The organism is Streptomyces sp. NPDC046203 (genome assembly GCF_040646255.1).
Lineage (GTDB): Bacteria > Actinomycetota > Actinomycetes > Streptomycetales > Streptomycetaceae > Streptomyces.
This window is the reverse complement of record NZ_JBEYZX010000045.1, coordinates 27,448-48,469: the sequence shown is the minus strand read 5'-3', so window position 1 is coordinate 48,469 and position 21,022 is coordinate 27,448. Positions and strand designations below refer to the sequence as shown.

The following is a 21,022-nucleotide window of genomic DNA, read 5'->3' as shown; positions in this document are numbered from 1 at the left end:
GCGCCACTGCGGCCGTGGGGGACGAGGTCGGTGAGGAGGATCCGAGGGTGTTGGAGCACGTGGAGCCGGCGGCCGGAGACGGCCGGGAGACCGGACGGACGCCCCCGAACCCGCCGAGCGCACCGAACCCGCTGGGCCTTCCCGCACCGCTCGATCTGCTCGATCCACCTGCTCCGACCGGCCCGGCCGCCCCGTGCGACCTGCGTGCATCGTCCGACCTGCGCGACCTGCGCGACCTGCCCGAACTGCCCGAACTGCCCGAACCGGCCGAACCGGCCGAGGCGTCGGAACTTCCGGGGCTGCCCGATCTGGCCGCCGCCGGTCTGCGGACCGTACGGCTCCTGGACCACCCCGCCCTGTTGGAACGCGCCGAGCAACTGCTCGACCGTTCCGATGACCTTGCCGAGGCATGGGCCGGTGCGGGCGGCGATGGCCTGGCCTGAAGCCTGCTTCGGAGCCGGCGAGGGGCGCGTTCCGGCCGGATGTACGTATCGACGGGGTGCGGCGGAGGTACGGGGAGCGGGTACGCGAAGTGCGCCGGGCGCGCGCCACGCACCGGACGCGCCCCTGATCACCCGTACGGGACGCGCGAGCCCCGGAGCCCGTACACCCACCGGAACCCGCACGCCCACCGGAACCCGCACGCCCACCCGAGCGGACACGCCCGCCCGAGCCGCCCCCGCCGTCCGGAGCCGGTCATGACCTCCGGGCCGCTCTCCGACACCGCCCTCACCCGGCTGGCCCACACCCGCCCCGAACCGACCGGCACACAGCTCCTCGGGGCCGCCGTCCGCGCCCGCCGGCGGCTGCTGCTCAAGGCCCTGCGGCTGCGCGTCGACCGAGGGCGCGACGGCCCGCGCTCCGCGCCGTACACCCGGTTCGACGCATCCTGGGCCCTGCTGGAACGCGCGGAACGGCACCATGCCGGCGCCGTTCGCGCGGTCGTCGACTACCCGGCCACGGGGACCTGGCTGGCCGCCGTCCTGGCCGCCCCCGAAGGCCCGGCGTTCGAGACGCTGCTCGCCCACTGGGACACCCTCGCCGTGGCGGCGTCCCTGCGCGCCCGCTGTCCGTTCGACCGGGAGCTCGCCACCCCGGGCGGCGTTCTCGCGCTGACCGGCGTCGGGCGGCTGCTGACCGGCGCAGAGCGCACCCGGGTCCGCTTCGGGGGTGGCCGGAGCGTGCGGATCGGCCCGGCCGGCGCCCCGCTCCCGCGCGCCTTCCCGTACGCCCTGCTGGTCGCCGCCGGACCGCCGCCCACCCGGGTGCGCGGCACCGGACCCCAGTGGAGCCCGCTGCGTACCCTGCCGGGCGGATGCGCCGTCCTGGACGACCTCGATCCCTACCGGGTCCCGCCCGACGGTACCGGGCTGTCCGGCCGCCGGGCCGCCGGTCACGCCGCCGACGCCTATCCGCTCTGGGCGGCGCACTGGCAGGGCGCTCGTGCCCTGCTGGCCCGTACCGACCCCGACCGGGCCCGGGAGATCACCCGCGCGGTCCGCGCCCTCGTCCCCATGGACCCCACCGACCCCGGCGAGCACTCCGGCCCCACCGAGCCCGCCCCGATCGCCGCCCCCACTCCCGGCCCCGCCCGCCCCTTCGGTGCCACCCTCGCCGCCGCGCCCGGCGCCGTGCTCACCTCCCCGCCCGCGAACCCCCGGGAGCTGGCCGAGACGCTGGTGCACGAGGTGCACCACGGCAAACTCGCCGCCCTGCACGCCCTCGCCCCGCTCTACCGTCCCGGCGGCCAGGCCCTCCACCGGGTCGGCTGGCGCGCCGACGAGCGGCCGGTCTCCGGCGTCTACCAGGGCGCGTACGCCCATCTCGCCCTCACCGACCTGTGGCGCCGGGCCGCCGACGGGGACGGGCTGCCCGCCGCCTGGCGGACCCTCGCCGGGGAGCGGTTCGAGCGCTATCACGACGAGGTGGGCGACGCACTGTCGATCCTCCTTCAATCCGATCAACTCACCGACTCCGGACGGGAGTTCGCCGAACGGATGCGGCGGCACCACATGAGTCTCGGGAGTACCGCCCGGGGCGTCCCGTAGGTGACACTGTGAACGCGAAACATGACACGGCGTGACGCACGAGCAGCGAGCACGAGCACGAGCACGAGCGACGAGGGAGCGCAGATGGCGGAGCAGGGGCGGTCGGGCGGCGGGGCCGTCGCGGACCGGGGTGCGACGACGGCACCCGAACACGTCCTGGTGGTCTTCCCGGGCTATCACCGCCCCTGGGCCACCTGGATCGCGCAGCGCCTGGAGTCCTACGGCGTCCGGGTCACCCAGCAGCGCTGGGACCCGCCCCGCGAAGTCCCCCTCGAAGACTCCCTCGGCGATCTGCTGCTCGCCCGAGGCCAGGTCCTCCTCGTCCTCAACGACTGGTTCTTCGAACTCGGCCCGCGCCCCGCCGGCGAATGGAACGACGTGCTGCGCGGCTTCGTCGCCGCCCACGCCGACCGCTTCGCCGCCGTCAACCTCACCAACCGGCCGCTGCTCCCCGCCACCGCCGTCCTCGAACCCGTCAGCCTCTGGGGGGTCAGCGAGGACGAGGCGGAGGCCCGGGTGCTCAGCCGCCTCGCCATCGAACCGCGCCGGACCGGCGGCCGCCGCGCCGCCCTCGGCCCCCTCGTCCGCTACCCCGACACCCCGCCCGAGATCTGGGGCGAGGTCCCGCGCCGCAACCGCCGCTTCACCGGCCGCGACGACCTCCTCACCGAACTCCAGCAACGCCTCATGGACGCCGACCGGGGCAACGCCACCTGCACGCTCCTCGGCATGTCCGGCATCGGCAAGACCCAGATCGCCGCCGAGTACGCCCACCGCTTCAGCCCCGACTACGACATCATCTGGTGGGTCAGCTCCGACGACCGCAACATCCAGCGCGACCGCCTCGGCGGGCTCGCCGCCGCCCTCGAACTGCCCGTCGGCAACGAGCCCGGCGAACGCATCCGCGCCGTCCGCGAGGCCCTGCGCCGAGGCACCCCGCACTCCCGCTGGCTGGTGGTCTTCGACGGCTGGGACGACACCGACGGCATCGACGTGATGCTTCCGCAGGGCCCCGGCCACGTCCTCGTGACCTCCCGCAACCGCGCCTGGGCCGACCACACCGACGTCATCGAGGTCCCGAGCTTCGACCGCGCCGAGTCCACCGCGTACCTCATGCGCCGCGCCCAGCACCTCACCGCCCGCGAAGCCGACGAGGTCGCCGCCGAGTTCGGCGACGTACCCCTGCCGCTCGTCCAGGCCGCCGCCTGGCTCGGCGAGTCCGGCATGGAAGTGGACGAGTATCTGCGGATGGTGCGCGAGGGACGGCTGACCACCATGGACGAGCCCACCGGCGACGGCTTCCCGCACGCCTCCCTCACCTCCTGGTCGATACTGATCAACCGGCTCCGGCGGTCCCAGCCGCAGGCCGTGGAGATCCTCAGCCTCTGCGCCTCCTTCGCCCCGGGACGCATCCCCCTCGGCCTCGTCCGCACCCACCCCCAGGCCGACCTGCCCGAGGACCTGCGCTGGATGGCGACCGACCTCGCCGCCTGGACCCGGGCCCTGGACACCCTGGTCAACTACTCGGTCCTCACCCGCGACAGCCGGGGGGTCGCGAGTTCCGAGACCGGTCCCCACCAGGAGTCCGTGCACATGCACCGGCTCGTCCACGACATCGTGTCCCGGCTCACCGACGGAGAGCAGCGGTCCGCGCACCGCCGGGCCGTGCGCACCCTGATCGCCGAGGCCGACCCGGGCGATCCGATGGACAGCCGGCACTGGCCGCAGTACGCCGAGCTGCTGCCGCACCTCGCCCCCTCGGGCGCGCTCGCCAGCCGCAACACGCGCGTCCAGAACGCCATCCTCAACTGTCTGCGCTACTGCTACCGCAGCGGCGAGTACACGGCGGGCACCCGGCTCGCCGAGCTGATCCGCGCCGAGTGGTCGTACTTCATGGACCCACTCGCCCAGCCGATGCTCGACCTCACCACGCAGGAGGGCAACATCCTGCGGTCCAGCGGCCGGTTCCGCGAGGCCCACGCCCTCGACCGGGCGCTGCTCGACCGGCTCGTCCGCGCGACCCCGCGCAACGCGCTCGGCGAACTCTTCTGCAACAGCAACGTCGCCGCGAACCTGCGCCACCTCGGCCAGTACCAGGAGGCCGAGACCCTCCAGCGCGAGGTCCTGGACTCCTCCCGCGAACTCCTCGGCGACGCCGAGTTCGTCACCCTCGTCGCCCGCCACAACCTGGCGGTGGTGCTACGGCTGCGCGGCCGCTACCAGGAGGCGTACGAGCACGACGTCGACACCCTCGCCCAGCGCGAGACCGTCCTGCGCACCCGGCACATCAACACGCTCAACTCCGTCAACGCGCTCGTCCACGACCTCTTCCTGCTCGGCCGCTACCGCGACGCCCTGGTGCGCCAGGAGGCCAACGTCCGGATGCACGTCCAGGTCCTCGGCGCCCAGCACCCGCAGACCCTCTCCGCGCGTACCCAGCTCGCCCTGTGCCGGCGCCGGGAGGGCGGCTCCCAGCAGGACATCGGGCAGCAGATGGAGAGCCTGCTGGAACAGATCGAGCAGGTGCACGGCCGGAGCCACTACGTGACCCTGTCCTTCATCAACAACTACGCGAGCTATCTGCGCGAGCACGGCGACCTCAGCAAGGCCCGCGACCTGACCGAGGAGGCCGAGTCCGCCTACCGCAGCCTGCTCGGCCCCGTGCACCCCGTCTCCACCGGCATGCTCGCCAACACCGGCCTCGTCATGCAGGCGGCCGGCGAACGCTCCGACGCCCTCGCCCTGCTGGAGTCGTCCCTCGCCGGACTGACCTCGTCCCTCGGCGCCGACCACCCCTGGGTCCTGGGCTGCGCCCTCAACACCGCCGCCGCCCGCAACTTCAACGGGCGGGTCGCCGACGCCACGGAGCTGAGCCGGGAGACCCTGCGCCGGGCCCGCCGCGTCCTCGGCGGCGAGCACCCGCTCACCCTCTCCTCGCAGGTCGCGCTCGCCGCCGACCTGCGCGGGCTGCGTGAGGTCGAGGAGGCGGGGAAGGTCGAGTCGGACGCCCTGACCACCCTCACCCGTACGCTCGGCGCCCAGCACCCGCACACCCTGTCCGCGCGCCAGCGCAACCGGCCGTACTGGGACTTCGACGCGTTCCTCGGCTGACCGGGCGGGCCGCGGGCCGGGTGGGTACGTCCGGCCCGTACGCCTGACCTGTACGCGCCGTGCCTGGACACGCCCCGCACGCGCCGTAAGCAACGCGCCCCGCCCCCGCACACGCCGGAGGCCCGGCACCCTTCTCGGGTGCCGGGCCTCCGTACGTATCGCCGCTGTCGGCTCCGTACGCCTGGATCAGGCGTCGAAGACCTCCGCGACCAGCTGCGCCTGCTCCGCCTGGTGGCGCTTGGCCGAGCCGACCGCCGGGGAGGAGGAGTGCGGCCGGGAGATCCGGCGCAGACGCTCGCCCGCCGGGATGTCCGAGCCGACGGCCAGGTCCAGGTGGTCGATCAGGTTGAGCGCGATGAACGGCCAGGCACCCTGGTTCGCCGGCTCCTCCTGGGCCCACAGGTACTTCTCGGCGTTCGGGTACTTGGAGATCTCGGCCTGCAGCTCGGCACCCGGCAGCGGGTACAGGCGCTCCAGACGGATGATCGCCGTGTCCGTGACACCGCGCTTCTGACGCTCGGCCTCGAGGTCGTAGTAGACCTTGCCCGCGCAGAAGACGACCTTGCGGACGGCGGCCGGGTCGACCGTGCTGTCGCCGATCACCGGGCGGAAGCCGCCGGTGGTGAACTCCTCCACCTTGGACGCCGCGGCCTTCAGACGCAGCATCGACTTCGGGGTGAAGACGATGAGCGGCTTGTGGTGCGGGTTGTGGACCTGCCAGCGCAGCAGGTGGAAGTAGTTCGACGGCAGCGTCGGCATGGCGACCGTCATGTTGTCCTGGGCGCACATCTGCAGGAAGCGCTCGGGACGGGCGGACGAGTGGTCCGGGCCCTGGCCCTCGTAGCCGTGCGGGAGGAGCAGGGTGACGCCGGAGGTCTGGCCCCACTTCTGCTCGGCCGAGGAGATGAACTCGTCGACGACGGTCTGCGCGCCGTTGACGAAGTCACCGAACTGGGCCTCCCAGACGACCAGGGAGTCCGGGCGGGCCAGCGAGTAGCCGTACTCGAAGCCCATCGCCGCGTACTCGCTGAGCATCGAGTCGTAGACGTTGTAGTGGGCCTGGTCCTCGGACAGGTAGAGCAGCGGGGTGTAGTCCTCGCCGGTCTCCTGGTCGACCAGCACCGCGTGGCGCTGGCCGAAGGTGCCGCGGCGGGAGTCCTGGCCCGAGAGACGGACCGGGGTGCCCTCCATCAGCAGGGAGCCGAGGGCGAGGGTCTCGCCGAAGCCCCAGTCGATGGTGCCGTCGTCGATCGACGCGGCGCGGCGCTGCATCTGCGGCAGCAGACGCGGGTGGACCGTGATCCGCTCCGGGATGTTCACCTGGGACTCGGCGATCCGCTTCACGACCTCCTGGGAGACCGCGGTGTTCACGGCGACCGGGAACTCCGCCTTGGCGTCCGGGACGTGCGTCGGCGCCGGGGCGGAGGTGACCTCGCGGACCTCCGCGAACACCTTCTCCAGCTGGCCCTGGAAGTCCTGGAGCGACTGCTCCGCCTCTTCCAGGGTGATGTCGCCGCGACCGATGAGCGACTCGGTGTACAGCTTGCGCACCGAACGCTTCTTGTCGATCAGGTTGTACATCTGCGGGTTGGTGAACGAGGGGTTGTCGCCCTCGTTGTGACCGCGGCGGCGGTAGCAGATGAGGTCGATCACGACGTCCTTGTTGAACGTCTGGCGGAACTCGAAGGCGAGCCGCGCGACGCGGACACAGGCCTCCGGGTCGTCGCCGTTCACGTGGAAGATCGGCGCCTCGATCATGCGGGCCACGTCCGTCGCGTACATGGAGGAACGCGAGGCCTCGGGGGCCGCGGTGAAGCCGACCTGGTTGTTGATGACCACGTGGACCGTGCCGCCGGTGCGGTAACCGCGCAGCTGCGACATGTTCAGCGTCTCGGCCACGACACCCTGGCCCGCGAAGGCCGCGTCGCCGTGCAGGGCGATCGGGAGGACGGTGAAGTCCGTGCCGCCCTTGTTGATGACGTCCTGCTTGGCACGGACGACACCCTCGACGATCGGGTCGACCGCCTCCAGGTGGGAGGGGTTGGCGACCAGGGAGACCGTGATCTGCTCGCCGTCGAGACCGGTGAAGGTGCCCTCGGCGCCCAGGTGGTACTTGACGTCGCCGGAGCCGTGCATCGACTTCGGGTCGAGGTTGCCCTCGAACTCGCGGAAGATCTGCGCGTACGACTTGCCGACGATGTTGGCGAGGACGTTCAGCCGGCCGCGGTGGGCCATGCCGATGACGACCTCGTCCAGGCGCGACTCGGCGGCGGAGTCGATGACCGCGTCGAGCAGCGGGATGACGGACTCGCCGCCCTCCAGGGAGAAGCGCTTCTGGCCGACGTACTTCGTCTGCAGGAAGGTCTCGAACGCCTCGGCGGAGTTCAGGCGGCGCAGGATGCGCAGCTGCTCCTCGCGCTCCACGCGGGCGTGCGGGCGCTCCACACGGTCCTGGATCCACTTGCGCTGCTTCGGGTCCTGGATGTGCATGAACTCGATGCCGGTGGTGCGGCAGTACGAGTCGCGCAGCACGCCGAGGATGTCGCGGAGCTTCATCATCGTCTTGCCGGCGAAACCGCCGACCGCGAACTCGCGCTCCAGGTCCCACAGGGTGAGGCCGTGCTCGGTGATGTCCAGGTCGGGGTGCTTGCGCTGCTTGTACTCCAGCGGGTCGGTGTCGGCCATGACGTGGCCGCGCACCCGGTAGGAGTGGATCAGCTCGAAGACCCGGGCGGCCTTGGTGACGTCGTCGTCGTGCGACGTGTCGATGTCACGGAACCAGCGGACCGGCTCGTAGGGGATCCGCAGCGACTCGAAGACCTCGTCGTAGAAGCCCTCCTCGCCGAGGAGCAGGTTCGCGACGATGCGCAGGAACTCGCCGGAGGCGGCGCCCTGGATGACGCGGTGGTCGTACGTCGAGGTCAGGGTCATGACCTTGGAGACGCCCAGCTTGTTCAGGGTGTCCTGGGAGGTGCCCTGGAACTCGGCCGGGTAGTCCATCGAGCCGACGCCCATGATGACCGACTGTCCGGGCATCAGACGCGGCACGGAGTGGACGGTGCCGAGGCCGCCGGGGTTGGTCAGGGAGACCGTGACGCCGGTGAAGTCCTCCATCGTGAGCTTGCCCACGCGGGCGCGCTTGACGATGTCCTCGTACGCCTGCCAGAACTCGAAGAAGCTGAGCGTCTCGGCCTTCTTGATGCCGGCGACGACGAGCTGGCGGTCGCCGTTCGGCTTCACCAGGTCGATGGCCAGACCGAAGTTGACGTGCTCCGGCTTCACCAGGGTCGGCTTGCCGTCCTTCAGCGCGAAGGAGTGGTTCATCGACGGCATGGCCTTGATGGCCTGCACCATCGCGTAGCCGATGAGGTGGGTGAAGGAGATCTTCCCGCCCCGGGCGCGCTTCAGGTGGTTGTTGATGACGATGCGGTTGTCGAAGAGCAGCTTCACCGGGACGGCGCGGACGGACGTGGCCGTCGGCATCTCCAGCGAGGCGTTCATGTTCTTCGCGACCGCGGCGGCCGGGCCGCGCAGCGTGATCAGCTCGGGGCCGGCGGGGGCCTCCGTGGCCGGGGCGGCGGCCTTGGCGGCCTTCGCGGGCGCCGGGGCGGCCGCGGGCTTGGCAGCCGGGGCCGGGGCCGGGGCAGCGGCCTTCGCCGGAGCCGGAGCGGCGGCCGGGGCGGGCACGGCGGCGGGAGCGGCAGGTGCGGCCTGTGCGGGGCCCGCCTGCGGCGCGGCCGGCGCGCTCGGGGTGCCAGAAGTGGCGGCGGCCGGGGCGGCGGGAGTCTCCGCGGCACCGGGCTTGTAGTCGGCGAAGAAGTCCCACCAGGCGCGATCGACCGAATTCGGGTCCTGGAGGTACTGCTGGTAGATCTCGTCGACGAGCCATTCATTGGCGCCGAAGGCGGCTACAGGGGACTTGCCCTGCGCGCCCTGGTCGGCCGGGGAACTCGGGGTACTGGGGGACTGAGACGACACGGCGGCAACCGCCCTCTTCCGCTTCACAAGGTGATGGACAGCGGAAATAGAGGCTACGCCTCCCCGCCCGGGAGGTGCAGGCCGGGCGCTCCAACGTCACGTAAGTCACACTCGACGCCGTGTTTCGGAGCCGGGAATGGCGGGAAACAAGCCTGGTTCCGCTTCGTTCAGGGTACGAGAAACGACGGCTGCGACCCCATTCGGCCGCGCGCCCTGTCCACGTACACGCAGAACGTGTTCTTCCGGTTCGAACCCTACGTCAATCGCGCGGCGGAAGGCTTCCCGGAAGAGTGAGTCTGATCCTGCAGCCGCGTGAGGATTCGGCCACGCCGATGCGTCCGCCGTGCAGATCCACCGCCCAGCGGGCGATCGCGAGCCCCAGTCCGGTGCCGCCGTCGCTGCCCGGACCGTGCTGCGCCTGCGCCGGGACCACACCCCGGTTGAACCGCTCGAAGACCTTGTGCCGCTCCGCCTCCGGGATGCCCGGACCCTCGTCCCGGACCTCCAGCTCCAGCGACTCCGGATACGGGCCGCGCCGCGCCCGCACCGTGACCCGGCCGTGCGGCGGCGAGTGCTTGACCGCGTTGTCGATGAGATTCGCCATGACCTGGTGCAGCCGCTCCGCGTCCGCGTACGCGGTCAGCTCCGGCGGCGAGACGTCCAGGTGGAGATGGACGTCGGTGCGGCGGTGCAGACCCGAGGTGGAGGACAGACCGCGCTGGGACGCGGCGAGGTTCGCCTCGCGCAGAATCCCGGACAGGTACGGCCAGACCTCGAAGCGGCGGGCACGGAGCGTGACGACACCGTTGTCGAGGCGGGAGAGGTCGAGCAGCGTCTCCACCAGCCGGCCCAGCCGCTCCGTCTGCTTCAGCGCGGTCCGCATCGTCTCCGGATCGGCCTCGGAGACCCCGTCCACCACGTTCTCCAGGACGGCCCGGAGCGCGGCGATGGGGGTGCGCAGCTCGTGCGAGACGTTGGCGACCAGCTCCTTGCGGTTGCGGTCCACCGCCTCCAGGTCGTCCGCCATGCGGTTGATCGTGGAGGCCAGGTCGCCCAGCTCGTCCCGGCGGTCCGCGCCGCGCACCCGGCGGCTGAAGTCGCCGCGCGAGATCGAGCCGGCGACATGGTTCATCTCGTCGAGCGGGGCGGTCAGGGACTGCGCCACGAACTGTGTGATCAGCAGGGTGGCGATCATCGCGAAGATCGTGATGTAGCGGAACTCGGTCGAGGTCCGGATCGCCACCAGGGCGAGACCCGAGGTCAGCAGTACCGCGCCGACGACCAGGGTGCCGAGTTTCGTCTTGATCGACACGGCGATGCGGCGGCGGCGCGGGGGGCCGTCGTGGAACAGGCCGTCGCGGGACGGGTGGTCGTGGAACTGGTGGCGGTGGGCGTCGGGCCGTCGGCCGGACCGGTCCCCGCGGTGGGCCGGGGCCCGCCCGCGGACGGGGCCCCGGGTACCGCGCACCCTGGCCGAGGCGCGGGCCCGCAGGGCGTCCCGGAGCCTGTTCCAGGGGCCGCCCTTGGGGGTGCTCCCGGTGCCGGTGCCGGTGCCGGTGCCGGTGGTGTCGGTGTCGGTCGCGGTGCCGGTTCCGGGCTCGTCGCCCCTGAGGACGTACCGGAAGGCGTCCCCCAGGGGCCCCTCGGGGATGTCGCCGGGGATATTGCCGGGGCCGTCCCCGGGGCACCCGTCGGGGCCGCTCCCGGGCGCGCGGGTCTCCGGGAGCACCTCGGCCTCCCGGGCCGGACGGGCGCCGGTCTGCCGTGCCGGACGCTGTTCCCGGCGCCGGGTGCCGGGCGCCCACCCCCGCGCGCTCACGGCGCCGGGGTCTCCAGCGCGTATCCGACGCCGTGCACGGTACGGATCCGCTCCGCCCCGATCTTCCGGCGCAGCGCCTTGATGTGGCTGTCCACGGTCCGGGTGCCGGAGGCGTCCGCCCAGTCCCACACCTCCGCGAGCAGCTGCTCGCGCGAGAGCACCGCGCGCGGGGTGTTCGCCAGACAGACCAGCAGGTCGAACTCGGTCGGCGTCAGATGGACGTCCTCGGCCCGGACCCGGACCCGGCGCTGCGCGTGGTCGATTTCCAGCTCGCCGAGCCGCAGGATCCCGCTGCGCGGCGTCGCCGCGGCGAGCGCGGCCCGCTCCACCCGGCGCAGCAGGACGTGCACCCGGGCCGCCAGTTCGCGCATCGAGAACGGCTTCGTCATGTAGTCGTCCGCGCCGACGCCCAGACCGACCAGCATGTCCGTCTCGTCGTCCCGCGCGGTGAGCATGAGCACCGGGACGGGCCGCCGGGCCTGCACCCGGCGGCAGACCTCCAGGCCGTCGAAACCGGGCAGCATCACGTCGAGGACCATCAGGTCCGGCTGCCACGCCTCGGCGGCGTCCACGGCCGCCGGGCCGTCCGTCGCGGTCTGCACGAGGAACCCCTCGGCGCGCAGCCGGGCGGAGATCGCGTCCACGATCGTCGCGTCGTCCTCGACGACGAGCACGCGCCGCTGCGCCCCCGGGGTGGCCGCCGCACCGTGATTCGTGGTGTGTGTCTGCTCCATTGCCCCGCCTCGCGTCGCCGATGTCGGTGCAGCAGCCTAGAGGCAGCCGAGCCGCCAAGGCTACGCAGGTGATCAGGAGGGCCGGACCGCGAGGTGGACCACGTCCGGGACGCCCCGGGCAACCGGCACCTCTTCGGTCCGTACCCCGTTGAATCCGGCATTCCGCAAGGACTCCTCGAAATCGGCGGACGGCCGGGCCGACCACACGGCCAGGATTCCACCCGGCGTCAGACGGGCGGCGCAGGTCGCCAACCCCTCTGCGGAATAAAGGGATTCGTTGTCCTCGGTGACCGTCCAGTCGGGCCCGTTGTCGATGTCCAGGCACAGCGCGTCGTAGTGGTCGGGGGTGGTGCGCAGATGCTCGACCAGGTCCGTGTGCAGGATCACGGTGCGCGGATCGGCGAGCGCCGCGCCGGAGACGGCGGCGAGCGGACCCTCGCGGTGCCAGTCGATGATGGCGCTCTCGCGCTCCACGACGACGATCCGGCCCCAGCGTTCGTCGGCGGCCGCGTGGACCAGCGAGAAGCCGACGCCGAGACCGCCGATGAGGACGGACGGCGCGGGCCGGTCCTCGGGCAGCGCGTCGCGCGCCGCGTCGATCAGCAGCCGCTCGGAACGGCCGTCGGAGGTGTCCATCAGGAAGGTGCCGTTGGCGATGATCTCGTAGTGCTCGGTGCCGTTCCCGAAACCGGTGCCGGTGCTGGTGCCGTCCGCCTCGGTGTTGGCGCCGGTGCGGGTGCCGGTCCCGTCCGCCTCGCGTCTGCGCAGGACGACCTCGCCGTACGGGCCTTCGCGGCGGTCGAGGGTGACGGGGCTGTTCATGATCACTCCGTGGCGCTCGGTGGTACGGGTCCGCCGGCCATCCTGCGCGGGAGCGGGCGGCCGGACAACCGCTTTGGCCGGGGTGGGTCGTTATTCGGCCGGGGTGGCACGACGGGGTGTGCGTACGAGGGTTTGGCGGGCGGAGGGCGGGGCAGGGCTCACCGAATCGCCGGCCGGAGGGCCGGTGGAACGCTCTCGCGCGAGATGGCCGGCGGGGTGGACCGGAGGGGTGCCGCGGGCAGGAGGCCATGGGTGAGAGGTCATGGGCGGGAGGTCACGGGCCGGTCGGCGGGCCGCCTCCCGGGAGCGCGTCGAGGACCCGCTGGAGCGCGGGCGGGCGCGGGGCGCCGTCCCGGGTGACGACGACCCGGTGCTTGTACGTGATCTCGTACGTGAACCCGTCGGCCACGGGCCTGCCGTACGGCTGCTCCGGTACGCAGGCGTAGGCCGGGCTCTCCAGCGCGGCGCGCAGGGCGGCGGTGTCCTCGGGGGTCATCGTGCCGGGGGAGGGCTGCCCGGAGCCGTGGGTGAGCGTGAAGGAGCCGTCGTAACGGACCGTCAGCCGGTTGGTGATCCCGGCGAAGCCGCCGCTGGCGACCACCTCGACCAGCTCGTCCGTGGGGGCGGGCGCGGGGGCGGGGCCGATCCACGGGAGACCGGTCCACGGGGGGCCGGGATCCGTGGGAGCGGGATCCGTGGTGGTCGGATTCGTGAGGGTGGGGGTGGTCGAGGGAGAGGCCGCCGGGGCCTGACCGCAACCGGTCACGGCGATGACGACGGCCAGGACGGTGGCGGCCCCGAGCCTGCGCCGGAGGCCGCGGCCGTAGGAGTGCTCGCCGTCTCCGTACGCGTGCGTGAGTCCGTGCTCGTGCTCGTACGGCTCCATGTGTTCCGTTTCCGTTTCCATGGGGCGAGCCTGCCCGGTCGCGGGGGCCGCGCCCGGCAGGACGCGTTCGTCCGGCGGTGCGGGCCGAGGCGAGGGGCGAGTCCCCTGGCTGTTGTGCGCCTGGGGTCGGCCGCTCCCGGGTGACCGAAGTGCGTCCGTCCCCGGAGACCTCCCTTACTTTCGGCCAGGCGCCCGGCCGGTCGACCTCGGCGCACAGCCGTCTCGTCGATGCCGCGCTGATCCGGTTTCCCCAGGCGCGGGTGGGTGGGGCGTCCTGCGGGACGGTCCAGCCGGCCGGGCATCCGCGCCGATGGGATGGCTGGATATGTCGTGAGGGCATGGCGGGGGGCAGGGTGCCGCGCGGGGAGGTCTGTTCGCTCAGAGCGAACGAATCGTCCGTTCGGGGTGTGGTCGACGGGGGCGCCCCGGCTCGGTTCGCCGCCGGGGGAGGCTCGGACGGCCAGTCGTGCGCGGGGTCGTATTCCAGCCGCTGCCCGCGCCCCGCGCGTGCGGCGCGGGCAGCGGTGAGGCGGGCCGGTCCGGGGTGGCCGTGGCCGGTGCGCCGGGTCGATGACCAGGTGTACGGCGGGGTGGGATCGATCGGCGGGGCCGCGCGCGGCCCGGGAACGTCCGGCGGGGTGACGTCGGCGGGCAGCGGAGAGAAACGGCGTGAATCTTCCGTCACCCCTGCGAGGGGATTGGCGAGCATCAGGTTGACGCCCGTGGTGATGTCGCGGACGCCGAAGCGCTCGGCGAACCAGCGGAGGAAGTCGAGCCGGTCCAGCGCGCCCGGCGCCCGCAGCGGACTGCCGCTCAGCCGACCGGGTCAGAGCCGCCGAGCGCTCCGGTCGCGGTACTCCTGGAAGGCGTGCCGGCCCGAGGGGTCGCCGGGCGTGAGCAGGTCGCCGGAGGAGAGGTCCAGGGCCTGGCAGCCCAGGGCGTCCGCGATGCGGAATATGGAGGGGAGTAGGTCGTCGCCGGACCCCCGGACCGTGAGTGCGACCGAGCGCGCGGGGTCCTCCTCGCCGACGTAGATCTCGATCGACCAGGTGGGGCCGAGGAGTTCGCCCCTGGTGGGGCTCGGTGGATCGGCCTCGGGCACGGCCGCCCGCACGGCGGCGGACACCTCGCCGGGAGTGCCGAGTGGGGGCGGGTTGTAGTCGAGGGGTAGGTCCTCCGCCGATGTGATGTCGGCGGGCATCCGGAAGAGAAGGACGTCCCAGCTCATGATGTTCCCTCGGCGGACGCGGCGGACGCGGCGGACGCGGCGGACGCGGCGGAAGGTGCGGGCGACCGGTCCAGTGCGAGCTGTTCACCCGGGGAGGTGGGGGTGAGTGCGGCACGCATCCGATCGATGCTTGCCCGCCAGGCATGGGCATCGGCGGATGAGACCCAGGCTTCGAGGAGTTCGGAGGGATCGGCCATAACGCGGTCGAGTGCTTCGAGAGCGAGGGCGCGCAGGTCGGTGAGATCGGGAAGCGGCGCCTCCGGACCGTCATGCGGCTCTGCGAGGGTATGACCGCCGCATTGGCCGGCCACCAGGGCGGCCGCCGCGACGGTTTCGTCGGCGATGACCGTGTCGAGATATCCGGAGGCGTCGGCGGCGCGGATCAGGGTGCCGCGGACAAGGGCGTGACGGTTCTCGGCGAGGGTGTCGTCGAGGCCGTCGCACCAGTCCGCGGCGGTGTCGTTGTCGAAGGGACCAGTGCCCCAGGTGCCCATGCTTCCTCCCCCTTGATGCCTTCGGACCTTGAGCTTGTGAGCCCTTGAGTCGATGTCCGGGCATCGTGGCACCCGCCACTGACAGCGGACGCGCACCAGCGGGGGTCGGGGATCAGGGCTCCCGCAGGTCGTCGGGCGGACGGCGGATGTGGACCGTGCCGGCGTCGAGGTCCACCCGGAAGGGCGGGTCCTCCGCCGGTTTGACGTTCTTGCGTACGCGTTCCTGTTCCATCGCGCGCTTGACCGCCTGGGCCCCGGGGTCGCCCTCCTGGATGAAGTCGGCGCCGAGGGACGACAGGCCCTTGGTCTTGCGCCAGTAGATCCAGCCGCGCGCCTCCAGGGCGAGCAGTACGCGATCCACGAGGAACGCGCCGGCGCCCAGCGCGACGACGACTCCGCCCACCCACACCAGTACGGTCACCGGCCGGCCCCCGCCCAGCCCCGGCGCGCGGCCTCGGCCTCGGCATCGGACACGGGCGGGAGCGGCGGGAACGGTAAGAGCGCGGCCATGGCCGCGACCCTACGCCGCCGCCCGCAGCAGGCCGAGGGGCCCGCCGCACGGCGGCGGACACGGCCGTGAACGGGCGATCGCTCAGAGCGAACGGCATTCGGGGAACACCGGGCGGCTCACATGCATTGAGTCGGTGTAGCTCAACTTGACTGCCGAAGGGGAGATCAATGGCTTCCGAGTCCGTGGCGTCCGCGCCGCTCACTTTGCCCGTGCTGCCGCTCGACGACGAGGTCGTGCTGCCCGGAATGGTCGTGCCGCTGGATCTGTCCGACACCGAGGTGCGGGCCGCGGTCGAGGCCGCGCAGGCCGCCGCGCGGGGCGGTGGCGGCAAGCCGAGGGTGCTGCTCGTGCCGCGGATCGACGGAACGTATGCCGCGACCGGCGTGCTCGGCACCGTCGAGCAGGTCGGGCGGCTGTCCGACGGCGACCCCGGCGCTCTCGTCCGCGGCCGTGGCCGCGTGCGGATCGGCGCAGGGACGACCGGGCCCGGCGGGGCCCTGTGGGTCGAGGGAAGCGCCGTCGAGGAGACCCTGCCCGATCCGCTGCCCGGCTCCGTGACCGAACTGGTCAAGGAGTACAAGGCGCTGGCCACCAGCTGGCTGAAGAAGCGCGGCGCCTGGCAGGTCGTCGACCGCGTCCAGCAGATCGACGACGTCGGCGCCCTCGCCGACAACGCCGGCTACTCACCCTTCCTCGCCGTCGACCAGAAGGTCGCCCTGCTGGAGACCGCCGACCCGATCGCCAGGCTCCGGCTCGCCACCGCGCAACTGCGCGAGCACCTGGCCGAACAGGACGTCGCCGAGACCATCGCGAAGGACGTCCAGGAAGGCGTCGACAAGCAGCAGCGCGAGTTCCTGCTGCGCCGCCAGCTCGACGCCGTACGCAAGGAACTGCGCGAGCTCAACGGCGACGCCGAGGGCGACGAGTCCGACGACTACCGCGCCCGCGTCGAGGCCGCCGACCTGCCGGAGAAGGTCCGCGAGGCGGCCCTGAAGGAAGTGGAGAAGCTGGAGCGGTCCAGCGACCAGTCCCCGGAGGGGTCCTGGATCCGCACCTGGCTCGACACCGTGCTCGAACTGCCCTGGAACGAGCGCACGGAGGACGCCTACGACATCCAGGGCGCCCGGGCCGTCCTCGACGCCGAGCACGCGGGCCTGGACGACGTGAAGGAGCGGATCACCGAATATCTGGCGGTACGCAAGCGGCGCGCCGAGCGCGGGCTCGGTGTGGTCGGCGGCCGGCGCGGCGGCGCGGTGCTCGCCCTGGTCGGCCCGCCCGGCGTCGGCAAGACGTCGATCGCCGAATCGGTCGCGCACGCGATGGGGCGGAAGTTCGTCCGCGTCGCGCTCGGCGGTGTCCGGGACGAGGCGGAGATCCGCGGCCACCGGCGGACGTACGTCGGCGCGCTGCCCGGCCGTATCGTCCGGGCGGTCAAGGAAGCCGGATCCATGAACCCGGTGGTGCTGCTCGACGAGATCGACAAGGTCGGCTCCGACTATCGGGGCGACCCGGCCGCCGCCCTCCTGGAGGTCCTGGACCCGGCGCAGAACCACACCTTCCGCGACCACTACCTGGAGGTCGAACTCGACCTGAGCGACGTGGTGTTCCTGGCCACGGCCAACGTTCTGGAGGCCATCCCGGAAGCCCTGCTCGACCGTATGGAACTGGTCAGGCTCGACGGTTACACCGAGGACGAGAAGGTCGTCATCGCCCGTGACCACCTGCTGCCGAGGCAGCTGGAACGGGCCGGTCTCGAGCAGGGCGAGGTCGTCCTGGAGGAGGCGGCGCTGCGCCGGCTCGCCGGCGAGTACACGCGCGAGGCGGGCGTCCGCACCCTGGAACGCTCGATCGCCCGGCTGCTGAGGAAGGTCGCCGCCCAGCACGAACTCGGCGACCGCGAGCTGCCGTTCACCATCGGATCCGACGAGCTGCGCGGGCTGATCGGCTGGCCGCACCACGTCCCCGAGTCCGCGCAGGACCCGGCCGAGCGCCGTACCTCCGTTCCCGGCGTGGCCACCGGGCTCGCGGTGACCGGCGCGGGCGGCGACGTCCTGTTCGTCGAGGCGTCGCTGGCCGACCCGGAGACCGGCGCGGCGGGGCTGACCCTCACCGGTCAGCTCGGCGACGTCATGAAGGAGTCCGCGCGGATCGCGCTCTCCTTCCTCCGCTCCCACGGCGCGGAACTGGAACTGCCCGTCACCGGCCTGAAGGACCGCGGCGTGCACATCCACTTCCCGGCGGGCGCGGTCCCCAAGGACGGGCCGAGCGCCGGCATCACCATGACGACGGCCCTCGCCTCGCTCCTGTCGGGCCGGCTGGTCCGCACCGATGTCGCCATGACCGGCGAGGTCTCGCTGACCGGCCGCGTCCTGCCGATCGGCGGTCTGAAGCAGAAGCTGCTCGCCGCCCACCGCGCGGGCGTCACGACCGTCGTGATCCCCAAGCGCAACGAGGCCGACCTGGACGACGTCCCGGCCGAGATCCTCGACAAGCTGGAGGTCCACCCGGTCACCGATGTCCGCCAGGTCCTGGAGATCGCGCTGGCCCCGGCGGAGGTGGCGGTGGGCGCGGTGGCCTGACACGGAAGGGGAGGGGAGGTCCGGATGGTGGCGTGGGTGGCGGTCCGGACGGCGGCCCGGGAGGGGCGGGGCCGCCGTCCGGGCCCACTCGGGCCACCGTGCCGTGGCGTGTCGGGTCGTGTGGGGAGTCGACCGGGTCGATTCCCCACACGGCGGTCGTTACTTGATGTACACGCTGCGTCCGAATTCCTGGGTCGTCCGGCCGCCGGGAGGAACGATCGCGATCGCGTTTCCGGTGCAGTTCGCACCGTCGTAGACGAGGGCGTACTCGTCGGTCTCGTTCTGCACGGTGAGGGGAAAGACAGGAGCCGCGTAGCAGCCGCTGGGGTTCTGGATGACCTTGTTGGGGGCGATGACGAGCCGTCCGTGGGCGGCCGAGGCCGTGCCGGGCAGGGTGAGCGTCATGATCCCGGCGGTGGCGAGAGCGCCAAGGGCGGTCGCGAGGCGTCGCATACAGACTCCAGGGGAGTGAGGTGCTCGGGGAGGACGGGGCGCGAGGGCCCCGGAGACAACCTCTCCGTCCGGAGGGGCACCCGCAATTCGCGGGAGCCGAGCGGGCGATCCGTGGACACACGAAGGGGTGCGGTACGGCGGCGGGCGCCCGCCTCTCGGTGGGGCGCCCGCCGCCGTACCCGTACGTTGCCCGGGATCAGGACTGGTCGCGGCGCCGGGTCAGGAGCAGGCTGCCCGCACCGAAGGCGGCCAGCGCCCCGGCGCCCGCGAGGGCGAGGGGGAGCGGGGAGGAGGGGGTGCCGGCGGCTTCGGCGGAGAGGGCCGGGGGCCGCTCGTCGCCGCCGTGGCCCGCGTGGCTGACCGTGGAGAGCGGGGCGCCCGCCGCGATCGCCGCCTCGGACGGGGCCTTCGCCGCGGCCGTGCCCGCGGTCGTGGCCGCAGTGGTGGTGGTCGTGGCCGTGCCCGGGGCCGCGTTCGCCGCGCCGCCGCCGAAGGTGACGTCCGAGCAGCTGTAGAACGCCTCGGGGCTGTCGTTGCGCTGCCACACCATGTAGACGAGGTGACGGCCGGTGCGGGACGGGAGGTTGCCGTCGAAGGCGTAGTAACCGTCGGTCGCGGTACGGCTGGTGTTGTAGACGGCGACCGGGGTGGGGTCGAGGTCGGACCACTTCAGCGGCTTCGTCGGGTCGAAGCCCTGCCGGGTGACGTACATCGTCATGGTGCCGGAATGCGCCGCCGTGACCCGGATCTTGAAGCCGAAGGTGCCGGGGGCGACCGCCGTGGCGGGCCAGTCGGTGCGGGCCCAGTCGAGGGCGCGGTACTTCTCGCGGTTGGCCGAGCAGAGCTTGCCGTCCGGGATGAGCGCCTTGTGGTTGCCGTCGGCGTTGGCGATGTTGACCTCGTTCCAGTCGTAGAGCGGCTGGGTGCCCGAGTCGGCGACGAGGTCCTTGCACACCTGCGACTTCGGGGTCTCCGGGCCCTCCGCGTAACAGGCCGCGATCCGGCTGACCGGGTTGAACACGGCGCCGTGGGCCGAGGCGACGGTCGGGGTGAGGGCGGTGAACGCCGCCGCCGCGGACGCTGCGGCGGCGACCAGGGCGGGGGTACGGCGGGAAGACGGCATGTGGGGGCTCTCTCTCGTGCGTGGGGGAGGGCGCGGAGCAACACATCGTCGGCGCACGGGAGTTGCGGGGATCCGTGCGCCGCCCTGAGGGTCGCATTGGTCCATACCAATCGGCAAGAGCAGGTGCCGAAGGAGTCGTGGATTCCCGCCCGCGCGGTGTTCGGCACCCCGAGAGGGTCGGCGCCCTGTGAGGGTCGGCACCCCGCGCGGAAGTACGGATACGCGGAAGCGCCGAGACGCCGCGATGCCGATACGCACAAGGGCGGGGCCCCGGGGTGTCGTCCCCCGGAGCCCCGCTGGAGTTCCGTACGGTGGCCGCTCCGTACGGGCAGCCCCCGGCTCAGCCGTTCGCGAGCGCCTGCACGCGCGAGAGGTCGCCGTTGAAGTGGCTGTGGTCGCCGACGTACGCGCCGCTGGAGGTGTACTGCCACATCGTGTAGTACGACCAGCCGGCCGGCAGCGTGCCGACGTCACTGGCGTAACGCGCGACCCACAGCGGGTTCGTGGTGGCGAAACCGGAGTAGTTGCCGGTGCACTGGGTCCACCAACTCGTCGCCGTGTAGATCACCGGGTCGCGGCCGGTGCGGGCCTTGTAGCGGTTGAGGAAGTCACGGATCCAGGTGACCATCGCGGACTGCGTCTTGCCGTAGCAGGCGTCGCCGTACGGGTTCCACTCGATGTCGAGGGCGCCCGGCAGCGTCTTGCCGTCCTTGGACCAGCCGCCGCCGTTGTCGACGAAGTAGTCCGCCTGGACGGCGCCGGTCGTGGTGTCGGGGGTGGCGAAGTGGTACGAGCCGCGGATCATCCCCACGTTGTACGAGCCGTTGTACTGCTGCGCGAAGTAGGGGTTCTTGTAGTAGGTGCCCTCCGTCGCCTTGACGTAGGTCCACTTCACCCCGCTGTTCCACAGGGTCGGCCAGTCCACGTTCCCCTGGTAGCCGGCGACGTCGACGCCCTCGGTCTGGGCGGCCGCGGTCGGGGCGCCGCCCGGCTGTCCGCTCTGGCCGTCGTGGGCGAGTACGCCCATGCCCATGTGGGCGGTGCCGCGCGTGGGGATCTTCTGGGCGCTCGGGCCCGGGTCCTGCGCGGCGGCGGCGGTGCCGGAGAGGGTGAGGGGGAGCAGGAGCGTCAGGGCCGCGAGAGCGGCGCCGGCGAGGGTCTTTCCGGATCTGTGCACACGCATTGCGTGCCTCCGCGATGTCAGTGGGGGGGGGTGTGGGGATGGGGTCGGTCCCG

Annotated in this window: 15 protein-coding genes; 4 read left to right on the top strand and 11 right to left on the bottom strand. The window is 72.5% G+C overall.

The window, feature by feature from the left end; genetic code table 11:
* The first annotated feature begins 47 nt into the window (after positions 1–47).
* The 3 genes from ABZ990_RS25695 to fxsT all read left to right on the top strand — a co-directional run bounded on the left by ABZ990_RS25695 (position 48) and on the right by fxsT (position 5,159).
* On the top strand, positions 48–443 hold the full coding sequence (locus ABZ990_RS25695) for a hypothetical protein (RefSeq protein ID WP_361236069.1): 396 nt from the start codon (positions 48–50) through the stop codon (positions 441–443).
* A gap of 255 nt (positions 444–698) precedes the next feature.
* A complete protein-coding gene (locus tag ABZ990_RS25690; RefSeq protein WP_361236066.1) occupies positions 699–2,048 on the top strand; it encodes an HEXXH motif-containing putative peptide modification protein in 1,350 nt (449 codons plus the stop codon).
* A gap of 84 nt (positions 2,049–2,132) precedes the next feature.
* Entirely contained in the window at positions 2,133–5,159 is a 3,027-nt protein-coding gene (fxsT, locus tag ABZ990_RS25685; protein WP_361236064.1) for an FxSxx-COOH system tetratricopeptide repeat protein, read from the top strand.
* A 186-nt stretch (positions 5,160–5,345) separates the two neighbouring features.
* Here fxsT and ABZ990_RS25680 read toward each other — a convergent pair whose 3' ends face one another.
* The 8 genes from ABZ990_RS25680 to ABZ990_RS25645 form a co-directional block, all read right to left on the bottom strand.
* A complete protein-coding gene (locus ABZ990_RS25680) occupies positions 5,346–9,137 on the bottom strand; it encodes a multifunctional oxoglutarate decarboxylase/oxoglutarate dehydrogenase thiamine pyrophosphate-binding subunit/dihydrolipoyllysine-residue succinyltransferase subunit (protein WP_361236061.1) in 3,792 nt (1,263 codons plus the stop codon).
* A 259-nt stretch (positions 9,138–9,396) separates the two neighbouring features.
* Positions 9,397–10,488: a HAMP domain-containing sensor histidine kinase gene (locus tag ABZ990_RS25675; RefSeq protein WP_361236082.1), complete on the bottom strand. Its 1,092-nt coding sequence runs from the start codon at positions 10,486–10,488 to the stop codon at positions 9,397–9,399.
* A 464-nt stretch (positions 10,489–10,952) separates the two neighbouring features.
* Positions 10,953–11,690 carry a response regulator transcription factor gene (locus ABZ990_RS25670; protein WP_361236058.1) on the bottom strand — a complete coding sequence of 246 codons (738 nt, stop codon included), beginning with the start codon at positions 11,688–11,690 and terminating at the stop codon, positions 10,953–10,955.
* A gap of 72 nt (positions 11,691–11,762) precedes the next feature.
* A complete protein-coding gene (locus ABZ990_RS25665) occupies positions 11,763–12,512 on the bottom strand; it encodes a spermidine synthase (RefSeq protein WP_361236055.1) in 750 nt (249 codons plus the stop codon).
* A 274-nt stretch (positions 12,513–12,786) separates the two neighbouring features.
* A complete protein-coding gene (locus tag ABZ990_RS25660) occupies positions 12,787–13,419 on the bottom strand; it encodes a hypothetical protein (protein ID WP_361236052.1) in 633 nt (210 codons plus the stop codon).
* Positions 13,420–14,224: 805 nt separating this feature from the next.
* The gene (locus ABZ990_RS25655; protein ID WP_361236049.1) at positions 14,225–14,626 is read right to left on the bottom strand and encodes a hypothetical protein; all 402 of its coding nucleotides are present in this window, start codon (positions 14,624–14,626) and stop codon (positions 14,225–14,227) included.
* Positions 14,623–15,120 carry a DUF4259 domain-containing protein gene (locus ABZ990_RS25650; RefSeq protein WP_361236046.1) on the bottom strand — a complete coding sequence of 166 codons (498 nt, stop codon included), beginning with the start codon at positions 15,118–15,120 and terminating at the stop codon, positions 14,623–14,625. The genes ABZ990_RS25655 and ABZ990_RS25650 overlap by 4 nt, the downstream gene beginning before the upstream one ends.
* A 112-nt stretch (positions 15,121–15,232) precedes the next feature.
* Positions 15,233–15,541, bottom strand: a complete 309-nt coding sequence (locus tag ABZ990_RS25645) for a hypothetical protein (protein ID WP_361236043.1) — start codon at positions 15,539–15,541, stop codon at positions 15,233–15,235.
* Positions 15,542–15,798: 257 nt separating this feature from the next.
* On the opposite strand from ABZ990_RS25645, the gene lon reads away from it, so the two are divergent.
* Entirely contained in the window at positions 15,799–18,210 is a 2,412-nt protein-coding gene (gene lon / locus ABZ990_RS25640; protein ID WP_361236040.1) for an endopeptidase La, read from the top strand.
* Between the two features lie 159 nt (positions 18,211–18,369).
* On the opposite strand, the gene ABZ990_RS25635 is transcribed toward lon, so the two are convergent.
* The 3 genes from ABZ990_RS25635 to ABZ990_RS25625 all read right to left on the bottom strand — a co-directional run bounded on the left by ABZ990_RS25635 (position 18,370) and on the right by ABZ990_RS25625 (position 20,969).
* On the bottom strand, positions 18,370–18,663 hold the full coding sequence (locus tag ABZ990_RS25635) for a hypothetical protein (protein ID WP_361236037.1): 294 nt from the start codon (positions 18,661–18,663) through the stop codon (positions 18,370–18,372).
* Positions 18,664–18,859: 196 nt separating this feature from the next.
* Positions 18,860–19,786: a lytic polysaccharide monooxygenase gene (locus ABZ990_RS25630; protein ID WP_361236035.1), complete on the bottom strand. Its 927-nt coding sequence runs from the start codon at positions 19,784–19,786 to the stop codon at positions 18,860–18,862.
* Between the two features lie 340 nt (positions 19,787–20,126).
* Complete coding sequence (locus ABZ990_RS25625) at positions 20,127–20,969, bottom strand: lysozyme (RefSeq protein WP_361236032.1); 843 nt, start codon at positions 20,967–20,969, stop codon at positions 20,127–20,129.
* Between the last annotated feature and the right edge of the window lie 53 nt (positions 20,970–21,022).